General features: G+C 60.2%; 18 protein-coding genes. 16 read left to right on the top strand and 2 right to left on the bottom strand.

The annotated features are described in order from the left end of the window. Window positions 1-374 precede the first annotated feature (374 nt). The 10 genes from AB7008_RS30990 (at window position 375) to AB7008_RS30945 (ending at window position 15,205) form a co-directional block, all read left to right on the top strand. Window positions 375-2,498, top strand: a complete 2,124-nt coding sequence (locus tag AB7008_RS30990) for an efflux RND transporter permease subunit (RefSeq protein ID WP_441260027.1) — start codon at window positions 375-377, stop codon at window positions 2,496-2,498. Continuing rightward, window positions 2,380-3,495, top strand: coding sequence for an efflux RND transporter permease subunit (locus AB7008_RS30985; protein ID WP_441261260.1), 1,116 nt, complete (start codon window positions 2,380-2,382; stop codon window positions 3,493-3,495). The genes AB7008_RS30990 and AB7008_RS30985 overlap by 119 nt, the downstream gene beginning before the upstream one ends. A 46-nt stretch (window positions 3,496-3,541) precedes the next feature. Next, complete coding sequence (locus AB7008_RS30980; RefSeq protein ID WP_248878482.1) at window positions 3,542-3,970, top strand: hypothetical protein; 429 nt, start codon at window positions 3,542-3,544, stop codon at window positions 3,968-3,970. Window positions 3,971-4,017: 47 nt separating this feature from the next. Further along, window positions 4,018-7,164, top strand: a complete 3,147-nt coding sequence (locus AB7008_RS30975) for an efflux RND transporter permease subunit (RefSeq protein ID WP_441260026.1) — start codon at window positions 4,018-4,020, stop codon at window positions 7,162-7,164. Continuing rightward, complete coding sequence (locus AB7008_RS30970; protein WP_304490279.1) at window positions 7,161-7,859, top strand: hypothetical protein; 699 nt, start codon at window positions 7,161-7,163, stop codon at window positions 7,857-7,859. The genes AB7008_RS30975 and AB7008_RS30970 overlap by 4 nt, the downstream gene beginning before the upstream one ends. 63 nt (window positions 7,860-7,922) lie before the next feature. Next, window positions 7,923-9,056 (top strand): PepSY domain-containing protein, encoded by a 1,134-nt coding sequence (locus AB7008_RS30965; RefSeq protein ID WP_441260025.1) that lies wholly within the window; start codon window positions 7,923-7,925, stop codon window positions 9,054-9,056. A gap of 160 nt (window positions 9,057-9,216) precedes the next feature. Continuing rightward, a complete protein-coding gene (locus AB7008_RS30960; protein WP_248878478.1) occupies window positions 9,217-10,314 on the top strand; it encodes a PepSY domain-containing protein in 1,098 nt (365 codons plus the stop codon). A gap of 27 nt (window positions 10,315-10,341) precedes the next feature. Continuing rightward, a complete protein-coding gene (locus tag AB7008_RS30955; protein ID WP_244464152.1) occupies window positions 10,342-11,349 on the top strand; it encodes a hypothetical protein in 1,008 nt (335 codons plus the stop codon). A 551-nt stretch (window positions 11,350-11,900) separates the two neighbouring features. Beyond that, the gene (locus tag AB7008_RS30950; protein WP_441260024.1) at window positions 11,901-13,235 is read left to right on the top strand and encodes a peptidoglycan-binding protein; all 1,335 of its coding nucleotides are present in this window, start codon (window positions 11,901-11,903) and stop codon (window positions 13,233-13,235) included. Continuing rightward, complete coding sequence (locus tag AB7008_RS30945) at window positions 13,232-15,205, top strand: ABC transporter ATP-binding protein/permease (protein ID WP_441260023.1); 1,974 nt, start codon at window positions 13,232-13,234, stop codon at window positions 15,203-15,205. The genes AB7008_RS30950 and AB7008_RS30945 overlap by 4 nt, the downstream gene beginning before the upstream one ends. 83 nt (window positions 15,206-15,288) lie before the next feature. Here the strand turns inward: AB7008_RS30945 and AB7008_RS30940 are convergent, their stop codons facing one another. Next, window positions 15,289-16,377, bottom strand: a complete 1,089-nt coding sequence (locus tag AB7008_RS30940) for a helix-turn-helix domain-containing protein (protein WP_441261259.1) — start codon at window positions 16,375-16,377, stop codon at window positions 15,289-15,291. Window positions 16,378-16,702: 325 nt separating this feature from the next. On the opposite strand from AB7008_RS30940, the gene AB7008_RS30935 reads away from it, so the two are divergent. The 4 genes from AB7008_RS30935 to AB7008_RS30920 all read left to right on the top strand — a co-directional run bounded on the left by AB7008_RS30935 (window position 16,703) and on the right by AB7008_RS30920 (window position 20,655). Further along, the gene (locus tag AB7008_RS30935; protein ID WP_304490275.1) at window positions 16,703-17,926 is read left to right on the top strand and encodes a cytochrome P450; all 1,224 of its coding nucleotides are present in this window, start codon (window positions 16,703-16,705) and stop codon (window positions 17,924-17,926) included. Window positions 17,927-18,069: 143 nt separating this feature from the next. Beyond that, the gene (locus AB7008_RS30930) at window positions 18,070-18,672 is read left to right on the top strand and encodes a flavin reductase family protein (protein WP_441260022.1); all 603 of its coding nucleotides are present in this window, start codon (window positions 18,070-18,072) and stop codon (window positions 18,670-18,672) included. Beyond that, complete coding sequence (locus AB7008_RS30925) at window positions 18,669-19,070, top strand: nuclear transport factor 2 family protein (protein WP_304490273.1); 402 nt, start codon at window positions 18,669-18,671, stop codon at window positions 19,068-19,070. The genes AB7008_RS30930 and AB7008_RS30925 overlap by 4 nt, the downstream gene beginning before the upstream one ends. Window positions 19,071-19,083: 13 nt before the next feature. Beyond that, on the top strand, window positions 19,084-20,655 hold the full coding sequence (locus AB7008_RS30920; protein WP_441260021.1) for a 4-hydroxyphenylacetate 3-hydroxylase N-terminal domain-containing protein: 1,572 nt from the start codon (window positions 19,084-19,086) through the stop codon (window positions 20,653-20,655). 302 nt (window positions 20,656-20,957) lie between these two features. On the opposite strand, the gene AB7008_RS30915 is transcribed toward AB7008_RS30920, so the two are convergent. Continuing rightward, the gene (locus AB7008_RS30915; RefSeq protein WP_304490271.1) at window positions 20,958-21,098 is read right to left on the bottom strand and encodes a hypothetical protein; all 141 of its coding nucleotides are present in this window, start codon (window positions 21,096-21,098) and stop codon (window positions 20,958-20,960) included. On the opposite strand from AB7008_RS30915, the gene AB7008_RS30910 reads away from it, so the two are divergent. Both AB7008_RS30910 and AB7008_RS30905 read left to right on the top strand, forming a co-directional pair. Continuing rightward, window positions 21,085-22,143: an HAD family hydrolase gene (locus AB7008_RS30910; RefSeq protein WP_441260020.1), complete on the top strand. Its 1,059-nt coding sequence runs from the start codon at window positions 21,085-21,087 to the stop codon at window positions 22,141-22,143. The genes AB7008_RS30915 and AB7008_RS30910 overlap by 14 nt on opposite strands. 570 nt (window positions 22,144-22,713) lie before the next feature. Next, the gene (locus AB7008_RS30905; protein WP_304490269.1) at window positions 22,714-24,384 is read left to right on the top strand and encodes a long-chain-fatty-acid--CoA ligase; all 1,671 of its coding nucleotides are present in this window, start codon (window positions 22,714-22,716) and stop codon (window positions 24,382-24,384) included. Window position 24,385 lies beyond the last annotated feature (1 nt).

Genomic DNA, 24,385 nt, shown 5'->3' with positions numbered 1-24,385 from the left:
ATTGGTCTGGCAAGCGCCGTTGTCAGGAGATTTGCAACCTGGAGTCGTCGGGTGATGCGAGGGACGTAACCCAATTCGGTAGTGCCCCCTAACCAAATGGGTAGCATTGCTTGACCCAGTTGGCCGAACCTGTCCAAAAGTACGTGCGTCAAAATGTCTCGCAGAGGTTAGTCAAGCAAAGGCCGTAATATAGGACCCCTCGTGCACGCGCAAAGATTTTGCGGATAGCGCCAGACAAGCTGCGGTTCGCCATTCCCGAGGGGAAGATGATCGCGGTTCCGTGCGAACGAGATGGAAACCAAAGCATCTAGTAGTTCAGCAGACGTTTGCAATCGGAGTTTGATTACAATCATAGGTAAAAAGAGGGGGCGAGAATGTTGTGGCTCATTTCCTCTAGCGTGCGTTTGCGTACTCTTGTTGTGGCTGTCGCTGCTGGCCTGCTGATCTTCGGCGCCATTGGCATCAGGGACAAGCCGTTGGATGTTGTCCCCGAACTTGCGCTCCCCTCGCTCACGGTGAAGACGGAATCGCTCGGTCTCTCTAGCGCCGAAGTTGAATCGCTGATCACAGTGCCGCTGGAAGCGGATCTGCTTAACGGCGTCCCTTGGCTTCAGCTCATCCAATCGGAATCGATGGCGGGACTCTCGACGATCGAAATGATCTTCGCGCCCGGCACCGATCTGATGAAGGCGCGGCAGATGGTGCAGGAACGACTGACGCAGGCACACGCCCTGCCGAACGTCTCCAGCCCGCCGGTCATGCTGCAGCCGGTGTCCTCAACCAGCCGAGTGATGAATATCGGCCTGAGTTCGAAATCCGTCTCGCTGATCGACATGTCTATTCAGGCGCGCTGGAACATCGCTCCGCGGCTCGCCGGCGTTCCTGGAGTCGCGAACGTTTCGATCTGGGGGCAGCGCGAGCGGCAGGTGCAGGTGCTTGTCGATGGCCGAAACCTGCTGAAGAAGGGCGTTAAGCTGGAGCAAGTGATCAAGACCACTGGTGAGGCGGTGTGGTCCTCGCCGCTGACCTACCTGAACTCATCCACGCCGGGCACTGGCGGCTTCATCGAAACACCGAACCAGCGGCTCAGCATTCGTCACCAGCTGCCGATCTCCACGGTAGGTACGTTCGCCAAGGTGCCATTGAGCGGCACCACCGTGCGCGTCGGCGACGTTGCATTTCTCGCCGAAGGTCATCAGGCGCTGATCGGTGATGCCATCATCGGTGACGGACCGGGCCTGATGCTGGCCATCGAGAAGTTTCCCGGTTTCAACACATCAGACGTCACGCGCGGAGTCGAGCGTGCGCTGGACGAGTTGAAACCGGGGCTGCCCGGCATCGAGATCAACACGACGATCTATCATCCCGCGAGCTTCATCGAACGTGCGACACGCAACCTGAGCAGGGCCGCAATTGCTTCGGTCGTTCTGGTCGCAGTCGCGCTTGGTCTGTTGATGGGGAGCTGGAGGGGCGCCGTTATCGCCCTGGCCGCGATCTCGTTGTCCTTCGTTTCGGCCGTGCTGCTGCTGCAGGCTGCCGGAATATCGCTCAGCATGATGGTCATCGGCGGTCTTTTGATGGCCTCGGGGGTGGTGGTTCATGACGGCATTCTCGACGCTGACAATCTGCTGCGCCGGTTGCGGGCGCCTCGCGACGGACAATCGAGTTTCCTTGTCCTCGCCCGTGCGATGCAGGAGACGCGTCGGCCGATGGTCTACGCATCGCTGATCGTCGTGCTGGCGGTGCTTCCCGTCCTGTTCATGCAGAGCCGGTCGGCGTCGTTCTTTGCGCCGATGGCCTGGGCTTACATCGGCGCCGTGGCGATCTCGATGCTGGTGGCGCTAATCCTGACCCCGGCGCTCGCCTCACTGCTTCTCGTCAATGTTGCGCCGAATGCCAGGGGTGATGGGCCGATCGATCGATGGGCCGGAATTCTTGATCGGGTAGTTTGCTCCGTCGCCCGCTGGCCGATCGCCTGCATCGGCGTCGGCGTCGTCGCAGCGTTCGCTTGCGTTGCGCTCTTGAATTTGCACGAACGCAACTTGATACCGAGCTTCAAGGAGACTGATCTTCTCATTGAGTGGCAGGGACCGCCCGGCACCTCGCTTCAGGCGATGATGCGATCCACTGAGGGATTGATTCGCGACCTCAAGCAGATCCCGGGTGTGCAGAGCGCCTACGCCAATCTCGGGCGCGCGCTGCTCTGCAACTGCGAGCGCGTGACCGACGTGAATGCCGGGCAGGTGTGGGTCAACATCGATCCCGAGGCGCAATACGAAACCGTGGTCGATGCCGTGGAATCAGTCGTCACAGGCTATCCCGGAATGCGCGGGCAGGTCGGAACATATCTGTCGACCAGGCTTCGTGAAGCGCTCACAGGTGACCCGGATTCCATCACCGTCCGCGTATACGGCAAGAGCCGACGTCATTCGCGCCAAGGCCGAGGAGATTCGCGCGGCGATCGCCAAGATCCAGGGCATCGAAAATGCACGGGTTGAGCTGCAGGTCGAGGAGCCGGCGATCGAGGTCAAGGTGGATGTCGATCGCGCGGCTGACTTCGGTTTGAAGCCAGGTGACGTCCGCAGGGCAACCTCTGCGCTTGTCGGTGGCATCACCGTCGGCGCGCTGTTCGAGGAGCAGAAAGTCTTCGATGTGGTGGTCTGGGGCCGTCCGGAACTGCGCGACAACATCGAGGACATAAGGAATCTGATGATCAACAGCGAGAACGGGTCTCAGGCTCGTCTCGCGCAGGTCGCCGATGTGCACGTCTCGCCGGCGACCAGTATTATCCGTCGGCAGGGAGCTTCGCGCCGCATCGACGTCCTGGCAAAAGTGGACGAGCGGGCGCTTGGTGATGTGGCGGAAGAGGTTGTCCGCAGCGTCAAGCAAGTCGCATTCCCGTTCGAACACCGCGCCGAGGTGCTCGGTGAATACAGGGAACAGAGAGCCAGCCTGCGGTCGATATACGGCTACGTGGTGGCTGCGGCGATCGTAATGTTCCTGCTCCTGCAGGCGGTGCTGCGCAGTTGGAAGCTCACTGCACTATCGCTGCTCGGTGTCCCCATCGCCGTGCTGGGCGGTCTGGCGGCCATCCCGGTCACCGAGGAGGGTACAGTCTCGCTTGGCTCGCTGATGGGCCTGGCGGCCGTGCTTGCGGTGGCGGTACGGCAGGGCGTCGGTCTCGTCTCTCATTTCCAGCATCTGCAGTTGAACGAGGGCGAGCCGTTCGGTGAAGCGCTAGTGCGCCGTGGTGTTCGCGAGCAATTCCCGCGCATCGTGGCATCGGCGATCGCGACATTCGTTCTGGTGCTTCCATTCGCAGTCATGGGCGATGTTGCGGGACTTGAAATCGTCCACCCGCTTGCAGTCGTCGTTTTAGGCGGCATCGTCACCGCGACGCTCGCAACATTGCTGATGCTTCCGGCGCTCTATGTACGGTTTGCCGCCGGCTGGACCGACGACCGCCTCGATCTTGAGATGGAGACCACGCCATGAGCACGGTGTGCTTTGTTCGATTGCGATCAAGAGGAGGGAACGCCTCATGACCCGCTTTAAGGTGCTGGTAGCGGCGTCTGCCGCGTGCCTCGTAATGGTTTTTGTCCTGGTCCTATCTGCGGAAACGGTAGGGAAAAGCACGCCGGCGCGCGTCGAGCCTACGCTTGATGCAAACATCAAGAAGATTACACTCACGCCGAAGGCGGCGGAACGGCTTGGTATTCTGATCGACGAGGTGCGCGCCGATCCGTCGGGGCGACTCATCGTCCCCTATGCATCCGTTCTTTACGATCTCTCGGGAAAAGCGTGGATCTACATCAGCGCCGAGCCGCTGACCTTCGTCCGCGGACCGATTGAGATTGACACCATCAAGGGTGACAACGTGTACCTGAGCGACGGGCCGCCGGTCGGCACCAAGGTGCTCTCGGCCGGGGTGCCGCAAGTATTCGGGACTGAGGTGAAGGTCGGCCATTAGCTTGGTTGTGCCGCCTAACGGCCGCGGCCCGAGTTGGATGTCTTGCGATGATGAAGCTGGTCATAGCATCGAGCCTGCGCTTTCGCTATCTCGTCCTCGCGCTGGGCGTGGTGCTGACCTGGTTTGGCCTGGCACGCCTTAGGGATGTGCCAGTAGACGTGTTCCCGGAATTCGCGCCGCCGCGCGTGGAGATCCAAACCATCTGCCTTGGACTCTCGTCGGCCGAAGTTGAACAGCTGGTGACCGTGCCGCTGGAAAACGCGCTGAACGGCGTTCCGGACATCGACGTGATGCGTTCGAAGTCGGTGGGGCAATTGTCGTCGATCCTCCTGATCTTCAAAACCGGCGTCGATGGTATCCGGGCGCGTCAACTGGTGAGCGAGCGCATGGCGCTTGCGTCCAAGAGCCTGCCGACGTGGGCGGCTCCGCCCTTCATGATGCCGCCATTGTCCTCGACGAGCCGGATCATGAAGATCGGCATCACCTCGCGGGACAAGTCCGTCATGGACCTGTCGATGCTTGCCTATTGGACCATTCGACAACGGCTGCTCGGTGTTCCCGGAGTTGCGAACGTCGCGATCTGGGGCGAGCAGCTCAAGATGCTCCAGGTCATGGTCGATCCGAATCGGATGGCCGCAGCGGAAGTCACGCTCGATCAAGTGCAGGAGGCGGTTTCCGATGCCCTTGACGTCGGCCTGTTGCGCTATTCCCGCGGCGCGCATATCGGCACCGGCGGCTTTGTCGAAACGCCCAATCAGCGCTTTCAGCTGATCTTTGCCGCGTCCGGCGTTACACCCGAGACGCTCTCCAAGGTGCCGGTGACGACAAAGGACGGCAAGCCACTGTTGCTGAACGAGGTGGCCAACCTTGTCTATGCGCCGCAAGGCATGATCGGTGACGCCGTCATCAATGACGGCCCGGGGTTGATGCTCATTGTCGAGAAATTCCCCTGGGGAAACACGCTCGCGGTCACCCGCGGGGTGGAAGAAGCGCTGGAGAAGATGAAGCCGGGTCTTCCGGGGGTAGAGATCGATACGACGATCTTCCGGCCCGCAACCTTCGTCGAGGACTCGATCGACAATCTGTCACGGGCAATGTTGCTGAGCTGCCTGCTCGTTACGGGCATTATTGTCATCTTCCTCTATGAGTGGCGCACCGCGATCGTCTGCGTCGTCGCCATTCCGCTGTCGCTGCTTGCAGCCGCACTGGTCCTGTTCATGTTGGGTGCGACTGTCAACACGATGACGCTGGCCGGCTTCGTGATCGCGCTGGGAATCGTCGTCGATGATGCGATCCTCGATGTCGAGAATATCATGCGACGCCTGCGTCTTTCGCGGCAGGCGGCCGATACACGAAGCACGGCGCGCATCGTTCTGGACGCGTCCCTCGAGATGCGCGCGCCGATCGTCTCCGCGACCCTGATCGTGGTGGCCGCCGTGGTTCCCGTGTTGTTCATGCAGGGCCTGACCGGATCGTTTTTCAAGCCCTTGATAGCGGCCTATGTGCTTGCGATCGCGGCTTCGCTTGTCGTGGCGATGACGGTGACGCCGGCGCTTTGCCTGATCCTGCTGAACAACGCGCGGCTTGAAGGGCGTGAATCGCCACTCGTCGTCTGGCTGCGGCGCCATTACCCGCGCTTGCTCGAGCGTGTCACTCGAACGCCGCGTCCGGCGTTCATCACCGTCGGCGTCGTAACCCTCGCGGGGATCGTCGTCTGGCCGTTGCTCGGGCACTCGTTGCTGCCGGCGTTCAAGGAGCGCGATTTCCTGATGCATTGGGTCACCTCGCCCGACACCTCGCTGCCCGAAATGTTGCGCATCACGACGCGGGCGAGCAAGGAGCTGCGAGCCATTCCGGGAGTACGCAATTTCGGCGCCCATATCGGTCAGGCCTTCGCCGCGGACGAGGTCGTCGGCGTCAATTTCGGAGAGAACTGGATCAGTATCAGCAAGGATGCCGACTACGACCGGACGCATGCCAGGATCGAGGAAATGGTGGAGGGTTATCCAGGCCTCTATCGCGATGTGCAGACCTATCTGAAGGAGCGCATTCGCGAGGTCCTGACTGGCGCCGGTGAGGCGATCGTCGTTCGCATCTTTGGCCCGGACCTCGACGTTCTCCGGGGCAAGGCGGAGGAGGTCCGCGCGGCACTCGCCGACGTTCCCAACCTCGTCAACCTGCACAAGGAGCTGATCGTCGAGGTGCCGCACATCCAGGTGACACTGAAGCTGGATGAGGCGCAACGTTACGGTCTGAAGCCGGGTGATGCCCGGCGAGCCTCCGCAACTCTGATGGCTGGCGAGGAGGTCGGTGACATCTTCCTCGAGGGGCGCACCTATGACGTTCAGGTATGGACCCCGCCGGAATTCCGTCGCAGCGTTGACTCTGTCCGCCAGATGCAGATCGACACGCCGACCGGCCAGCGCGTGCGGCTGGCCGAAGTAGCCGACGTCGACATTCAGCCGACGCCAAATGTCATCCGACGCGAGGCAAGCTCCCGCCGGATTGATGTGGAGGCGAATGTCCGGGGCCGGGATCTCGCCGCGGTCGCCCAGGACGTGCAGGCGCGACTCGAGAAGTTGTCGTTCCCGCTCGGCTACTACGCGGTGCTGCAGGGCGAGTATCAGGAGCTGCGCGCCGCTCGCGCGCGGCTCGAAGCGCTTGGTGTGCTGGCGCTCGCCGTCATATTCGTGCTTCTGCAACAGACTTTTGGCAGCTGGCGGCTGGCAACGCTCAGTTTCCTCACTCTCCCGTCAGCGCTGGTGGGGGGCGTGCTGGCAGCGTGGCTGGCAGGTGGAATCGTTTCGTTGGGTTCATTGATCGGATTTCTGACCGTGCTGGGCATCGCCGCGCGCAACGGAATCATCATGATCAACCACTTCCAGCATTTGGAGCGCTATGAGGGAGCGACGTTTGGCATGGACCTCGTGCTTCGCGGAGCGAACGAGCGGTTGCGTCCGATCCTGATGACAACAGGGGCGGCTGGACTTGCGATCCTGCCACTGATCATTTTCGGCAATTTGCCCGGCCATGAGATCGAGTATCCGATGGCGGTGGTCATCATGGGTGGCCTTGTGACCTCGACACTGCTCAATCTGTTCATTTTGCCGGCCCTTTATCTCCGTTTCGGCCGCGGCACGGTCGGGCCGACAGGTCCGGAAGCCGTAGGAGCATATCAGGGGAGGGTGACGTGAAGCTCAAGCTGCGTCACGACAGTTGGCTCGCTTCGGCTGTGGCATTGGCAACCATTTCTCTTCCAATGGCGACGTCCGCGGCTGAGAACGGGCAGTTCGAACAGCTCTCCGTCTATCTCGAACGCAACGTGCAAGACAGGGACGCCGAGATCAAGTTCGAGGTAACAGGCGCCAGCGAAGGGCTCACGGAGCTGAGGGTAGCGGCGCCCGGTGAGCGAACGGTGGTCGACGTCAAGACTCCCGACTCGAAACTTGGAATTCGCAAGCTGACGATCGAATCTCCGGAACCCGCGGATGACCGCATCGTCAAGGCCGACTTCCCGGCGGGCGCATACCGTTTCGAAGGAAGCACGAGCAAGGGGGTACGCCTGCGCGGCGAGGCGCGACTGAGCCATGCTTTTCCGGAACCGGCCACGTTCGAATATCCACGGTCTGGCCAAAAGGATGTTCCCGCCACTGACTTGACCTTGCGTTGGTCCGTGCCGAAAGGGATCGAGTCGTGCGTCATCGTTATCGAGCAGAACGGCTCGCCTTACGAAATCCGGGCGCTGGTGCCGGCTTCGACCAAAGCCTTCGCGGTGCCCAAGGGATTCCTGCGTGCCGGCCAGGCTTACACGCTCGCGATCGGTACGGTCGCGAAAGATGGCAACCGCTCTTTTATCGAAACCGAATTCTCCACCGCGAGGGAGCGATGAACGAACGCATCCCGTCATCATCGGATCGGCCTGAGACCAACCGGCCATGTCTTAAGGTCCAGCTTGCGCGATCCCGGGCGGCAGCCGGATCTTCCGTCCATACCTGAGGGCATTGCAATGGCGGACATACAAGCAAAGCCAGTGGATTGGCGGCTCAGCCCATTCTTCCGGTTGCGTGCCGTGCTCACGGCAGCTGTCGTCCTGTCCGCGGCCGGATCTATCACGGGCAGCGGAGCGTATGGGGCCGAAATCAAGGACGCGCCGCGCTGGACCAAGGGCAGTGACTTCTCCTCACTGAAGGATTGGAATTTGAAAGGCGAGCAGATCGTCCCGCATGGCGTCAACCCGCTCTATTACCCGATCACGCCGGGCCACAAGCATGCGCTGGAGCGGCGCGATCACCCCGACGGCAGATATCGCAAGGAGGCCGTGGTGCTGGACACCACGGAGGATTTCGATATTCGGGGCATCGGCAAATTCAAGACGGCGGTGGTGCAGGAAGAGGAGTATCTCGACGGCGCCCTGGCGCAGCGCACGCTCAACTGGATCGCTCTCGACAAGGCCACCAACAACGTTCTCTCGTTCGGCGAGGTGAGCTGGAAAATCGAGGACGGCAAGCCGAGCTTCACGGGCACGTGGCGGGCCGGAGACCCCGACGGCGACGGCGTCGCTGAACCAGGCCTGCTGATGCCGGGCACCTTCAAGGTCGGCGAGCGCTACATTTCCGCCGGCAGCAAGAGCACGTCCTATGGTGGCGCCGAGAACATGGAAGAAGGCCTTCAGGCCACAGTTCCTGCCGGGACGTTCAAGGGCTGCGTCCGGGTCCGCGAGCAAGATTTGATCGACCTGAAGGATATCAACGACAAGATCTGGTGTCCGGAAGTCGGCCTGGTGAGCGATACCTCAGACGGCAAGCTCGTCATTTCCAACGCGCTCCCGTCCAGCAATCCGGCCTCCAACGTTTCAAGCATCGGGAAGCAGCGCGACAAACCCGCGAAGCAAAAGTCGGCGGCGGCCAAGGTTTCAATTGCTGACGCCAAGAGGGTCGCGCTTCAGCGAATGCCCGGAAAAGTCACCGACGTAACCATCGAGAAGAAGCGGGGCAGGAACGTTTACGTCGTCGAGATCCAGACCGGTAGTGGAGAGGTCGACGTCTTTGTCGACACCCAGACCGGGGAGGTCGTTGGAACGGACTGACATAACGGACTGACGTGGAGACAGGCCAGTGGAATAGGAAGACCGCATGAGGAAGATGGTTCGCGGCAGTGATTGCTGTCCGCCCGCCACCTGAACTCAAGTTTCCGTAACCCTGGGCGACGCATCGCCAGACCGCCGCCCGCAACTGGAGGGCCGTGAGATGTTCGACATGAAGAGTTTGGATCGACATATGAAGATGGAAGACCGGCCATCTGGCCGGCTGATCAGGTGGCGTGCCGCACTCATGGCGGTCAGCTTTCTGACGGCGGTCGGGTTCACGCTCGGCGGCGCTGCGGTCGCGGGTGAGATCAAGGATCCGCCGCGCTGGAAGCATGCCAAGGATTATTCTTCTCTGAGGGATTGGAATCTGAAAGGCGAGAATATCGTCCCGCAGGGGATAAACCCGCTCTATTACCCGATCGTGCCGGGCCACAAGCATGTGCATGAGCGGCCCGATCATCCCGACGGGAAGTATCGCAAGGAAACAGTGGTCCTCAATGACACCGAGGATTTCGACATTCCCGGCATTGGAAAATTCAAGACAGCGGTCGTGCAGGAAGAGGAATATCTCGATGGGGTCCTGACGCAGCGTGCGCTCAACTGGTTCGCCGTCGATAAGACGACCAACAGCGTTTATGCCTTCGGTGAGGTGAGTTGGGAGATCAATGAGGAAGGCAAGCCGGTTTTCGCCGGCACCTGGCGGGCGGGCGAATTCGACGGCGACAGCGTCGCCGAACCGGGCTTGTTGATGCCCGGCACATTCACGATCGGCGGTCGCTATCTATTCGACGGGGGCCGCGTGAACTCTGGCGGCTCCGAGAACATAGAAGCCGGCATCGAAATGACGGTTCCGGCTGGGACGTTCAAGAACTGTGTCCGGGTTCGCGAGCAGGGTCTGCGCGAACTGGACGACATCACCGACAAGATCTGGTGTCCGGTGGTTGGGGTGGTGTCCGACACCTCCGACGGCAAGCTCATCGTTTCCAACGCGCTGCCGAAGGAAAATCCGGCCTCAGACGTTTCAAGCGTCGGGACGCTGCGCGACAAGCCGCTCAAGTATACGCCGCCCGTGGCGAAGGTCACCGGAGCGGAGGCAACGAAGATCGCTCTCGAGCGGATCCCTGGCAAGGTCACCGAGGTGAAGATCGAACGAAAGAAAGGCAAGAATGTCTACGTCGTGGAGATCCAGACCCCGAACCAGGGTGAGAAGGATGTCTTCGTCGACATCGAGTCGGGAAATATCGTTGGAACGGACTGAGGAAGCGACGGCACGAGGGCGATCTGAATGGACCGTCTTTCGACTGCGATCCACGATTTTTTCACTCTCAGTGACGAAATCGTGGATCGCGCGCCCACCCTCCTGGTGGTTGCGGTGAGATGCGGCCGCGATCCTGACAGGATTATTCGACGAGGTAGTGCCATGAAGAGAGCAATCTGCACGGGACTGTTCACCGTTCTTTTCGCTCCAATGATCGCCGCCGCGGCAGAGGCCCCGAAGGGCCTTGGCACCGAGGAATTCGGGCTGTCGCCACGCGAGCTGGTTCAGGCGATCGAGAAGACCGAGGAAATCATCGCGCGCTGCATGAGCGAACAGGGCTTCAAGTACATTGCTGCTGATGTCGACACGGTGCGAGCTGGCATGTCGGCGGACAAGAGCCTTCCTGGCCTCAGCGAGGAGGAGTTCGTCAATCGCTATGGATTCGGCGTATCCACCTTCTACACGGGCTTGGCGCCTCAACTGTCCACCGGCTACAGCCCCGCTCGCGTCGGCCTCGGCGAACGCAATGTGCAGATTTTCCGTAAACTTTCACCGGCGGATCAGGCCGCCTATAATCGCGCCTTGTTCGGGGACGACGTATCCAGCACTTTCGCGGTCGCGCTCGAGATCGAAGACCTGTCGCGCACTGGCGGCTGCACACGCAAGGCTGTTGCCGAAACGTTCAAACCCGATCAACTGAAGGCGAGCCACTACAATCCCCAGGACGCACTCATCAACAAGGATTCGCGCATGAAAGCCGCACTTGGCTATTGGCAGCGCGAGATGAAGAAGGCCGGTTTTGAATATGGCCATCCCGATGAAATTGAACCCGACCTGCGCAACCGGCTCAACGCACTGACCGAGGGCGGCAGGCTCCTGGTTGACAAGATGTCAGCGGACCAGAAGGCGGCTTTGCGAAAACTACAGGATTTTGAGCGAAGTGTGGCGGCTAAGGCCTTCAAAATGTCGGAGGAGGTGTTGAAGCCGGTCGAGGAGCGGATCCAGGAGGAAATGTTCTCCCGGAAAGTCCAATGAGATCGATCGTTACATCCATTTGTCGGTCTTTCCCGGATCGGTTGCTGCGGGTATTCTTTTCCCGTGGCCGGGAATCGCAGCGAAGGCCAACGCATTGCTCGAGCGAGCATGGCCGGTGCGACCCCAATAAATAGTTGGGAGGATTGGGCATGGTCGCGAGCCGGGTAAATGTTCTCTGGGGCATCCTGGGCCTTGTCGGCGGCACGGCGCTTGGCGCCTGGTACATGGGGTCCAGGATCCAGTCGCCGGCAGAGATGGCGGCGCGAACCGCGCCGCCTGAGCCATCTCCGATCCTTGTGCCGGTCGAATCGCGCGTTCTGAGTTCCGATGTTGTCACGCGCGGGACCGTTCGCTTCGGCCTCCCGCAGCCGATTTCGATTGCGCCTTCCATCGTTAAGGGTGGGGCCGGACTGATCTCGTCGCTGCCGCGGCCAAATGCGCAGTTCAAGGAAGGCGACGTGATCATGTCAGCGTCTGGCCGTCCGGTCCTGGTCCTGCGTGGCGCCGCGCCGGCCTTCCGCGACATGTCGCCGGGAACGAGCGGGAGCGACGTGCAGCAGCTCGAGGAAGCGTTGGCCCGGCTCGGCTTTGATCCGGGACCAGTCGACGGCAACTACGATCAAAAGACGTCCCTTGCGGTTGAGCGCATGTATCAAAAGGCCGGGTGGGATGCGTTCGGACCAACACGTGAACAGCGCGCCGCAATCGCCACGCTGGAGCGAGACTGGTCGGACGCTGCGAGAAGCCGGCTCGCTGCCGAGACCGCGCGCGACACGGCCGTCAAGGCGGTGGCCGCCGCGCGCGCGATCGCGGAGCAGAATATTCGTCAGGCCACAATCGATAGCGCTTTGCGTTTCGGTACCGGCCGGCAGCTGGCAGACGCACGCACCGGCAAATCCCTCCTGGTTCAAACCGAGCGTGCGCGGGGCACATATTCGGCCGCTATGGCCGACGCCGATATCAAGACGCAGATGGCCGACCGCGCCTTGGTCGTCCTCGATCCGCGCCAGACGGAGATGACCAAGGCGGCAGCCGAGGCCAAGCTGAGAGTAGCGCGAAGCGCGCAACGCAAGGTAAGGGTAGAAGCCGAGCTTGCGATTGAGAATGCGACGCGCGAGGCCAGCCTGGCCAACGAGCGGATCAAGGCCGCCGAGGGCGCCGTGAAAGCGGCGAGCTTGGAAGGCGAGCGCAGCGTGCGTGCGGCGCAGGAACAACAGACGCTCGCCGAATTCGACGTCAAGGTTGCAACCGAACGATACGAGCGTCTGGATCGCGAGCTCGCGGCGGCGAGGGCAAAGCTCGGCGTCCAGGTGCCGGCGGACGAGGTCGTGTTCATCCCGTCGTTGCCGATCCGCGTTCACGAGGTGACCGCGTCCGTTGCCGGCAATGCGACCGGGCCGGTGATGAGCGTGACGGACAACGAGCTCAGCATCGACTCGCAACTGGCGATCGAGGCCGCGCCGCTGGTGAAGCCAGGAATGAAAGTCGCCGTCGATGAGCAGGCGCTTGGCATCAAGGCGAACGGTATCGTTGAGACGGTGGCGAACACGCCAGGGACGCGCGGCGTGGATGGCTACCACTTCTATCTCGGCGTCAAGGTGGAGAGTACGCCAGTTGCCCTGGCAGGTTTCTCCGTTCGCCTTGCAATCCCGATCGAAACCACCAAGGGCCCGGTTATCGCCGTGCCGACGAGCGCATTATCGCTCGCCGCGGACGGAACGTCACGCGTGCTGGTCGATCGTAGTGGCCGCCAGGAATACGTCACCGTGCAGCCAGGGCTTTCGACGGGTGGCTATGTCGAGGTCAGCGCGTCCGACGAGCGGCTCGCGCCCGGCCAGATGGTGGTGGTAGGCTACAAGACGGCGGAGCCAACGGCGATGAAATGATGCCCACCGCAACCATACGTCGAGAGTTGTCGGTCGAAACGGTTGCCGCCGATCCCAATCATGTGCTCGACCTGCGTAAGGTGTGCAGGCAATTCGGGACCGATCCTGCCGTCAATGCGTTGGTTGATGTCGATCTCGTGGTGCGGCGTGGCGAATGGCTGTCGATCACCGGGCCATCCGGCTCAGGGAAATCGACACTTTTGAATATGCTGGGTTGCCTTGACCGGCCAACCAGCGGAGAGTTCCTTCTTGATGGCGTAGAAACGACGAAGCTGAGTGAGAATGAGCGAGCCGGACTGCGCAGCCGGCGCATTGGATTCATCTTCCAGTCGTTTCATCTCCTGCCATATCGCACCGTCCTCGAGAATGTCATGCTGGCGGAAGTATACCGCCGCCGGACCGGACAGGGGCGGCGCGAGCGAGCGCTGGCGGAAATTCGCCGCGTTGGCCTCGCCCATCGGGCGGAGTTTCTGCCTTCCAAATTGTCAGGCGGCGAACGGCAGCGGGTGGCGATCGCCCGGGCTCTGATGGGCTCACCGAGTCTGCTGCTGTGTGATGAACCGACAGGCAATCTCGATTCCAAGAACACCGAGTCGATCCTCGACTTCTTCACCGAGCTGAACAAGGAGGGAATGACGATCGTCGTCGTCACGCACGATGAAAACGTGGCGGGCCGCGCCTCGCGGCGGGTCAATATGAAGGATGGCGAACTCCTTGGCGGAGGCGAGCCTGCATTATCAACCCCATCCAAGAAGCGCTTCGCGGCTTCGGGAATCACGACGCGCGACCTTATCACCGAGTCGATCGCCGGGGCGATCGCGCGGCCGGCCCGCATGGCGCTTACGGTGCTCGGCATCGTAATCGGCATGTCGGCTTTGGTCGCAACCGTTGGTCTCACCCGAACCGCCGGCAATCGCATCATCAGCCAGTTCGATCAACTCGCAGCCACAGAACTCTTCATCTCGGCACGGCCGGGCGGCGCCACCGGCACGATTGATCCGCGTGCAATTCCGTGGGACGCGCCGGAACGGCTCGTTCGGCTTAACGGAGTGGTAGCCGCGGGCCTGCTGAGCGACGTCAATGTCCACGACGCGCTCGTCAGCGCGTCGCCGGTCGTGGATCCGGCAAACCAGACAGCCATCAGGCTGGCGGTGCGGGCGGCCTCGCCCGATCTGCTTCGCGCCGTGCGCGGCGACCTCGCCTCGGGACGGTTTCTGGACGATGGGCATTCTTTCCGCGCCGACCGCGTCGCGGTCCTCGGCCCCGACGCCGCGCGCCGTCTGGGCATCGGTGGGGTCGAGCGGCTGCCCGCGATCTATGTCGGCGATGAACTTTATCTCGTCATCGGCATCCTTCGCGATGTCGTGAGAAAACCCGAACTGCTCGGCTCGGTCATTATTCCCGAGGGCACGGCGCGACGATACTTTGGCCTTTTCGGGCCCGGCCTCGTTGTCGTGGAGACGAAGATCGGCGCCGCCTCCCTGATTGCGCTACAGGCGCGAGCTGCTTTGCGGCCGGATGACCCACGCACGCTTCGGGTGCAATTGCCGCAGGAGCCGCGACGCGTGCGCGATGACGTGCAGACCGACCTCAATGTCATGTTCCTGCTCTTGGGTGGCCTGTCGCTCGTGGTGGGTGCGCTCGGGATTGCCAATATTACGCTGGTGGGCGTGATGGAGCGGACGGCGGAGATCGGATTGCGCCGCGCCATTGGTGCGACGCGCCGGCATATCGCGGCACAGTTCCTTGTTGAGAGCGCGTCCATGGGGATTGTGGGAGGACTGCTCGGATCCAGCATCGGCGTTACGATCGTCGTTGGCGTCTCAGCGTACCAGGTCTGGACACCGGTGCTCGATCCGCTCGCTCCTTTGCTCGCGCCCGTTGTCGGCGGCGTGATTGGCCTCTTGTCCGGAGTCTACCCCGCCTCGCGCGCGGCTGCGCTCGAGCCGGCCGAAGCGCTCCGCGTCTAGTTGAACGTCAAACAAGATCTCTGCTGTGCGGTTGGATCCCCGGTCTGTCGCCAGCGCCGGTCAGGACGCGTGCATCCATCGGGTTAGTCGACGTGTTCCTCACCTTCGGCATCGTCGCCCATTGTTGCGTCGGCTCGCGCTGGCCAAATGGCGTGCTTGTCGCGTCGGTCCATAGAGGGCCTTTCGACTTGCCCAAGGTTGGCGCGGACTCGTGCGTTGTCGCTAACCGTGGCACCTGTTCCGAATGCGCCCGGCGTGATGCCGAAACGCTGTCGGAATCCTCGTGCAAAATGCGTGTAGTCGCGAAAGCCGCAGGCGTAGGCGATATCGTTGAGTGGCTGGCCTGTCTTGATCAACGCGCGGCGCTCGATCAGACGCGCCGCATGATCCAGACGGGCCGAACATATGTGGTGTCGGCATGTCGACCCACGGACCGTGAACAGCTTCTGCAAATAACGTAGCGAAATTCCCGCCTCGGCAGCCACCTCGCGCGGAGAGATGTCCGGATCGGCAAAGCGGTTCTTTATGATGTGGCAGGCGCGCATGAACAGCTTGTCGTTGTGGCGTGAGCCAAGCGGGGCGGGCGGTGCAAACAGCGCGCCGAGGAGATCATAGACTACTAGAGGCATATATCTATCAGCCGACGAAAACGATGGTTCTGCATCGCTCACGGAGCCAAGAGCGAGTTGACAGAGCAGACGTGACGCTTGCGCCGATCGCGGACCGCAAGCGCCACCTTGTGGTTCGAAGCCGAGATGCGAAACCAGGTTCTGGCGCGGCAATTGCAGACTAAGCCATTGCGCGTCCCGGTGCTTGGCCTCCGGGACGAATGTTACGGGTCTTGTGGAATCGAGCAGGACGACATCGCCAGCAGCGAAATTTACGACTCGGTCGTTCTGAATGATTGTCGATCCGCCTGTAAGCTGAACTACGGCGTAATAATACTCCATGTCATCACGGCGAATATCCGATTCCGTACGCTCAACGCGAGTCGCGTTGCAGGTGAGATCCGTTGCGACGAATCCGAAGACGCGCCGCGTGCGCACCTTGCCGGCGAAGATGTTGGCTTCGAAGGCGGGACTAAACAATCCCCAATCCTCGCGCAGTGCAGCTCGGAAACTGTCATAGTCCAATTTTGGCGCGCTGAGAAAATCGTCGTTTGGGTGCACCATCAACTCCACGGGACAACAATGCTGCAGACCTAATCGTATGATTTGGGTTTGGAATGGCCCGCGCCGAAGCCACCGGCGCAGTTAATCAATCTAGCGTGCGCCGAAATTGGCCGCGCTCAACTCTGCGTCACACCAAGTCACGCCTGAGAGATCGTGTCGACGTCGCTGCGAGGCACACGCGGTGCGCGCCAGTACGGACGATTGGGCGCGCGCGCCTCACGACACCGGAGGTCCAGCCGCTTAGCTTTCAATCTTGGCAGTTGATGCGGAGGCTTTGCCTGTTCCAAGCCGATCGCAACAAAACTTCGGCGAAAGGACGATACCCATGAGTAACGACGAGACCACGGTACCAACAGGAATGGCCCTGACCCACCTGGATCCCGTCTTTCGTGAACGACCGAACGAATATCTCGATCTGCTGAGGTCGCGGGAGCCGGTACACCAGGATCGGACGGTCGATCGGGTGGTGCTGACCCGTGAGGCCGATGTCGAGGCCGTTATGAACAATCGCAGCCTAGCTTCCGATCCGCGGAAATCCCGCCCGGGTTCGTTCTCTCGGGTCCAACTTAAGGTGGATGAGACGTTCCGGCCGCTCATACTGCATATGGACGACCCGGACCATAAACGCATGCGCGACCTGGTCGCCAAGGCGTTCAACCGGGTCGCGGTCGATGCGATGCGCCCGCGTATCACTGAGGTCGCATGCGGCTTGCTGGACGACATAGACGATCCATCCTGCTTCGATATTATGGACGCTTATGCCCGGCCGTTGCCGACGACAGCCATCGCCCTGATGTTGGGCGTCGATACCGCCCGCTGCCGCGACTTCAAGCAATGGTCTGACGGCAAAATGCAGATGTTCAACCCGCGACGCATGCCGGAGCAGGAGGCTATTCTGGCATCCAGCGACGCCGCTCTCACCGGCTACTTCACCGAGGTGATCCAAAATCGTCGTAAGGAACGTCGCGCCGATCTGATCAGCAGCCTAATCGACGCTGAAGAGAACGGCGAGCAGCTCGATGAAGCGGAGATCATTAGCGTTTGCGTTACTTTGCTCATTGCGGGCAACGTGACGACGACCGATCTTATCGGTAACGCCGTACTAGCCCTGCTACAGCATCCCAGTGAACTCAGCAAACTGCTCGCTAATCCGAACCTGGTTCGTAGCGCCGTCGAGGAAGTGTTGCGCTATGACGCGCCAGTCATGCAAGGCACTCGGATCGCAACCGAGGCGATGCGGATCGGCGGGTGCCCGGTCGCTGCAGGGCAGACGATCAATGCCATGCTCTATGCAGCGAATCTCGACCCAGAAGCGCATCCGGATCCAAAGCGGTTTGACATCGAACGGCCGGATAAGCGTCACAACTCATTTGGTGGGGGCGCTCATTTCTGTCTTGGCGCGCCATTGGCCCGGGCCGAGGCACAGATCGCTCTTTCGATGCTTTTCGAGCGGTTCCCGAAGCTCCGCCTGAGAGCCGAGCGCCCCTTGGAGCGCCGGACGATGTTCAACTTCAATGGACTAAAGGCGCTTTGGGTGTGTGCGGACTAGCAGTGCGCTGCAGTGAACTATGACTCTTTGTCCCAGGCCCAACCTGATGGGCGGGGCGAGCGGCATCAGTAGCAGAGCGGTCCATCGCATTTTCGCCGAACATGCTCCATCCGCTCCATTTGAATTAGGAGTAGCCGAACAAGATGGTTGAGCAAGCAACACAATTGCCGCTACTCGAACAGGTCGACGTCGGATACGCCGGCGTACACTGGGACGTCAATAGCGGCGGAGAGGCAGAAGCTTTTCGGACTGCGATGCGACGGATAGTCGGCGGTGTCACCATAATCACGACGCTGCATGATCGTGAACCGTGGGGAATGACGGTTAGCGCATTCACGCCCGTATGCATTGATCCCCCGACGCTCCTTGTTTGCGTAAATAGTCGTACGACCACGGCCTCGGACATATCACGTGGCGGCCGCTTTGCTGTGAATTTGCTGAGCCAGGCGCAGCTTTATCTGTCGCAGCTATGTTCGCGCGCAGGCGAAGATAAATTCATCGGCGACTATGTCGTTCCGCCCTCCGGTTTACCAGAGCGGGTCATGACGCCGGTTTTGCGAGACTCCATTGTGACGTTCGATTGCAGAGCGACCGACATTCTCTCCGTAGGAAGCCATCTCGTCGTCATTAGCGTCATTGCGGCGATCCTGGCACCGCAATCCCTGCCGCCGTTGCTGTATGGAGAGGGCCGCTATCTGCACGGTGTCGCGATCGGAGAGGCAGCTACGAGAGAGATCAGATCATGAAATTACACGGAGTCGCCGACGTGCTCTATGGCGCCTACAACCGTCATGACACGGCAGCTGTCGCGGAGCTTTATGATGGTAACGGCACTCATGAAGACATAGCGATGGGCCCTCCCAAGGTTGGCCGGGCCGCGATTGCGCATGGCCTGCAGAAGTTCTTCGGTTGGTTTCCGGATGCGCACTGGGCCCCGCACGTGCAGATCGCAGATCCATTCGGGTCGGTGACGATCACGTACCTCCTTACGGCAACTCTGCAGACGCAAATGGACCGCACGATTGCGCGTGGTCAAAGGATTTCATTGCGCGGAGCTCACGTTTTGCATGTGCGGGGGAGGCTCATTCACAGCAGTGAAGACTACTGGGACGCTGCAACGTTTCAGAAACAACTTAACGCTTAACGGAGCAATTATCATGCGAACAGGCCAAGAGTATCTAGCGTCGCTTCGCGATGGGAGGAAAGTGTACGTCGGTGGCGAACTCATCGAAGACATCACGACGCATCCCAAGACGAAGGGCTATGCTCAAGCGATCGCAGAGTATTACGACCTGCATCTCGATCCCAAGAACCGGGATGTCGCAACTTTTGTCGACGCGAACGGTAATCGCCAATCGATGCACTGGTTCTTGCCGCGATCCAAGGAAGATGTTGTTCGGCGCCGCAAGTACTGTGATTTTATTTGTCGCCATTTCAAGGGTGGCATCTTTACGCGGCCGCCGGTCGGAATGAATGCTGTGATGTTCACGCAGGTCGACGACCAAAAGCCGTGGGCTGAAAACTCCCGATTCAAAAACGGAACGCGCGACCTATCCAAGAATATTCAGCGTCAATGGGACGAGGTTACCTCCAGGGACCTTGCGATTTCTCCAATGTTCCTCGATGTGCAATTCGACCGGGGTCGCGACAACGCAATAGCCGAGACCCCGATGCTGAAGATTGTTGAAGAGAGGGACGACGGTATCTTGGTCAAGGGCTGGAAAGCGATTGGCACATCGGTGCCGTTTGTAAACCACCTGCTGATTGGAAATTTGTGGCGGCCGGGACAGACACCAGAGCAAACGGTATATGCCTTGGTTCCGATCGCCACGAGGGGTGTCTCAGTGGTTGCCCGCAAATCGAATGCCGAACCGGACGCAGATCCGTACGATCGACCGCTGGCTACTATCGGTGACGAGCTTGATGCAATGGTTTACTTCGACGACGTCCTGATTCCCTGGCCGCAGGTGCAGCACATTGGCAATCCGGACCATGCGAAATGGTACCCGCAGCGTCAGTTTGACTGGATTCATCTGGAAACACAAATTCGCCACTGCGTACACGCCGAGCTTATGGTCGGTCTGGCGCTGTTGCTTACTCAGTCGCTCGGGACCGGTTCGGGACCGGTAGTACAGGCGCAACTCGCTGAGCTTATCAGATTCCGTGAGACGTGCCGGGCCTTCATGTTCGCAGCCGAGGAGACCGGATTCGTGACTCCCGGGGGACTCTACAAGCCGAACAACATCTACATCGACTTTGGTCGCGCTTACTACCTGGAAAACCAGCATAAGATGGTCAATATGCTGATCGACTTCTGTGGGCGCGGCGTCGTTATCCAGCCGACCAGGAAAGAGCTGGACGACCCGTACATCGGTCCCAAATTGGCTGAAGCGCTTCGGGGGCCGGAGATCAGTGCTCGGGATCGCATCAAGATATTCCGGCAGATCAGCGAGCGGTTCCTTACTGAGTGGGGCAATCGTCATGAGATGTTCGAGAAGTTCAATGGAACGCCATTGTACCTGATAAATCTCCTTACGATGCAACGCACCGAGTATCAGGTTGATGGCCCACTCACGGAGCTTGCTAGACAGGTTCTTGGTTTCGGAGACACGGCGGAGCTCGGCAAGAGGACTCAGGAAGCGGAAAGAGCCTCGCACTACGCCAGCGTTCGATTCCAGCCCGAGTACGCAAAGGCTCAAGATGTCCATGAGGGCTATGCGCGAAGTTGACAAGAAGTCCGCAAGGGGTGGCGTCGATTGATAAAGAGAACCCCAGGATGATTGGGCGCCCTGGGGGCCGACTTCGATGACTTAGCGATACCGTCGACATTGTAGGACTATCAGCACGCAGGAATGTTCTAATCCTGAAAGAACAGTGGAGCGATACCGAGCGAGCAACCCAATGAGGTGAAGTGCAGGTTTCGTTTCGATAGCCTCAATCGGATGGAATGTTCGCCTCCACCTTGCGATCTCCAGCCCTAAGGGGAATCAGGGCCGACCCTCCGGAGAAGGACGATCGGTTGCTCATAGCGCTAGGGATTCGCGGCCGACATATGTGGCCGTCTGACAAGTCCAGGCGTCGAAGCCGCGATACCGTCATCGAGGTCGATCTCCTCGACGATCTTGCCGTCCTTAGGCTTTAGGTAGGAGTAGCCGAACATGAAGGAAACCATTCTCCGCTCCGGCATCGACCGTCGCACCCTGCTCACGACGTTGGCGTTGCTTCCGGCCCTATCCGTGCGGCCCTTATCCTTCTCCGCGTCGGCCCAGACCGCTTCGAGCGGCCCATTGCCATCGTGGAATGAGGGATCCGCCAAGCAAGCGATCCTCGACTTCGTCCGAGATACGACGGAACGGGCAAATCCGAAGTTTGTGCCTCCCGAGGAACGCATCGCCACCTTTGATCAGGATGGTACGCTTTGGGTGGAGCACCCGATCTATAGTCAGATGGTGTATTGCCTCGACCGAGTGCCGGTGTTGACCGCACAACAGCCGGCGTTAAAGGAGGTCGAGCCTTTCAAGACGTTGCTGTCGGGAAGCCGCGGAGCGATGGCCGGGCTCTCGATGCGGGACTTCGAAAAGATCGTTTTTGCAACGCTCGCCGGGATGACAACTGACGAGTTCGAGGCCGAAGGAAGAAAGTGGCTTGCCTCCGCGAAGGATCCACGCTGGAAGCGGCCCTATACCGAACTCGTCTACCAACCGATGCTGGAGGTGATGACCTACCTGCGGGCGAATGGCTTCAAGACCTACATTGTCACGGGCTTCGGTCAGGATTTTGTACGTCTGTATTCACAGCAGGTCTACGGCATCCCACCGGAGCAGGTGCTCGGGTCGGCGCTCGCCGTCAAATATGATTATGACAAGGACGGCAAGCCGGTCCTCATCAGCGAACCCTGCCTCTTGCTCAACGACAGCGCTGCCGGGAAACCGGAGAGCATTCACTTGATGATTGGTCGACGTCCGAACGCATCATTTGGTAACTCGACTGGAGACCAGCAGATGCTGGAATATACGGGTGCCGGGGACCGCGCGCGACTATCGATGCTCGTGCTGCACGACGATGTGATACGTGAGTACGCTTATGGTCCGGCGCAGGGGCTGCCCGATACGAAGATTGGTTCCTTCACCCCCGCGCTCTATGCCGAGGCTAGAGAGAAAAACTGGACCGTCATCAGCATGAAGAACGACTGGAAGAATATCTTTTCGTTCGGATAGCGGATGACTGGGTTGAACATCACTAAATGCCAGCCAAGTGCAATCTGGCGGCGCGGCCGGGAACATGTCGGTGTCGCCAGAGCCGATGCTCTGCGTCCACCGCGCGCTGGTGATGAAGCGGGATGGCCGATCACGATGCCGTTGGTCGTAGTCGTCACCCAGGCAGGGAAGGGAGCTCACCAATCGCCAGATTGGCGGCGACGTGGTGGTGAGCAGTGCGTGCCAGTATGGGTGAAATGGCGCTCGCGGCTCACGACATCCGGCTTCCGGAGCCCTACCATCATTCATTCACAACGTCGAATCCAAATCGTGTTTGGAGGACACATGCCCCTGTCAGTCATATGGCTTCTCTCGTCCTTTGCGATCAGGCTGCTCGTTGTTCACTTCAGGCTTATCATCCTTCTCAGCTCTCGCGCGAAGGCGCGCTTTTGAGAATCGGGCACCCGATCGTGCGGGCGAGAAGTCGTCTTGGCTGATGAAGGCTACGGGCACCCGTGCGGACAATCTCCTGCCGGCACGGTTAGTTGATTTCTGCTGAAGCGAAAGCGTTGAAACCAAGGACCATTCGCCATGCTTGGCTTAATGATGCAAACTCCATTGCTCCTGTCGTCCATTCTCATGCACGCGGCGCGCTCCTTTCCCGATGTCGAGATCGTCTCCCGAACCCCCAATAAGCCCGATCACATTACCAGCTACAGCGGCCTTCTCCAGCGCAGCTCTCAGCTCGCAAATGCATTGGACTCGATTGGAATTAAGCGGGGCGATCGCGTGGCGACGTTAGCCTGGAACAGCTATCGGCACCTCGAGCTATACTTCGGTGTTTCGGGAATGGGGGCCGTTTGTCACACGATCAATCCAAGGCTGTTCGTGGAGCAGATCATATACGTCATCAACCACGCCGAAGATGTGGTTGTGTTCTTCGATCTGGCCTTCATCGATCTCGTACACTCATTAGTGCCGCAATGTCCGACTGTTGAGGCATGGATATATCTGGGGGAGGCTGCCGACGCGAAGATCGTGGGAGCCAAAGGCTTCGCATCCTATGAAGGATTTCTCTCCGGGTGCTCGGGAGCTTATGCATGGCCGGAATTCGACGAGAACACGGCGTGCGGACTGTGCTATACTTCGGGAACGACAGGAAACCCAAAGGGTGTTCTGTATAGCCATCGCAGCGCCGTACTGCATTCTTGCGCCTCAGCGCTTCCAGACGCTTGTCGCATTTCTCTGGATGACACGGTCGCGCTTGTCTCGCCGATGTTCCATGCAATGTCCTGGGGAATGCCGTATTGCGCAACGGCAATGGGTTCGAAGCTGGTGATGGCCGGACCAAAAGTCGACGGGGAGAGCCTGCACAAGTTGTTTGAGGACCACGGGGTGACTTTCGCTGGCGGCGTGCCGACGGTCTGGCTGGGCTATGTTCGATACCTGCAAAGCGCCGGCGTAAAGCCGACGACGCTCAATCGCGTGCTGATCGGCGGTACAGCATGTCCCCCCTCGCTGATGGAAACGCTGCAGGATGGCTACGGAGTCGAGGTGCTGCATGGCTGGGGCATGACGGAAACAAGCCCGATCGGCACGATCTCAAAGTCACTGCGCAAGCACCGGGCCTCGTCGAGAGCTGAACGGCAGTCTCGCCAGGTCAAACAAGGACGAGCGGTTTTCGGGGTGGAAATTGGCATTCTGGATAGCAACAACAGAATACTCCCACACGATGGCAAGGCAGTTGGCGACCTCGTGGTCCGGGGGCCCTGGATCGCCCGCGCTTATTACAAGATGCCGGAAAGCGAGCGTGCCGATGGCTGGTTTTTCACCGGTGATGTCGCCACGATCGACAGCGACGGTTATATGCAGGTTACGGATCGCTCGAAGGACGTCATCAAGTCCGGGGGCGAATGGATATCATCTATCGAGCTCGAAAACGTGGCGATGGCCCACCCCGAAATCGCCGAAGCGGCCGTGATTGGTGTTGCGCATCCAAAATGGGACGAACGCCCGCTTGTCCTTGCAGTTCGACGCCAGGGATCGATGCTCGAGGCGCAAGACCTCCTGGCCTTTTACGAAGGCAAGATAGCGAAGTGGTGGATGCCGGACGATGTGCTGTTCGTCGACGGACTTCCGCACGGGGCGACTGGAAAAGTCCTGAAGAGCAAATTGCGTGAGCTTTACGGGGACCGCGCGTCGGCAGCTACAGCCAGCAATGTGACGCGCTTGCGGCGATCGGCTACCAAGGCTTCGCGATGAC

Origin of the sequence: Bradyrhizobium sp. 521_C7_N1_3, assembly GCF_052075975.1 — a bacterium.
Classification (GTDB): domain Bacteria; phylum Pseudomonadota; class Alphaproteobacteria; order Rhizobiales; family Xanthobacteraceae; genus Bradyrhizobium; species Bradyrhizobium japonicum.
This window is presented reverse-complemented; position numbering and strand designations above follow the sequence as displayed.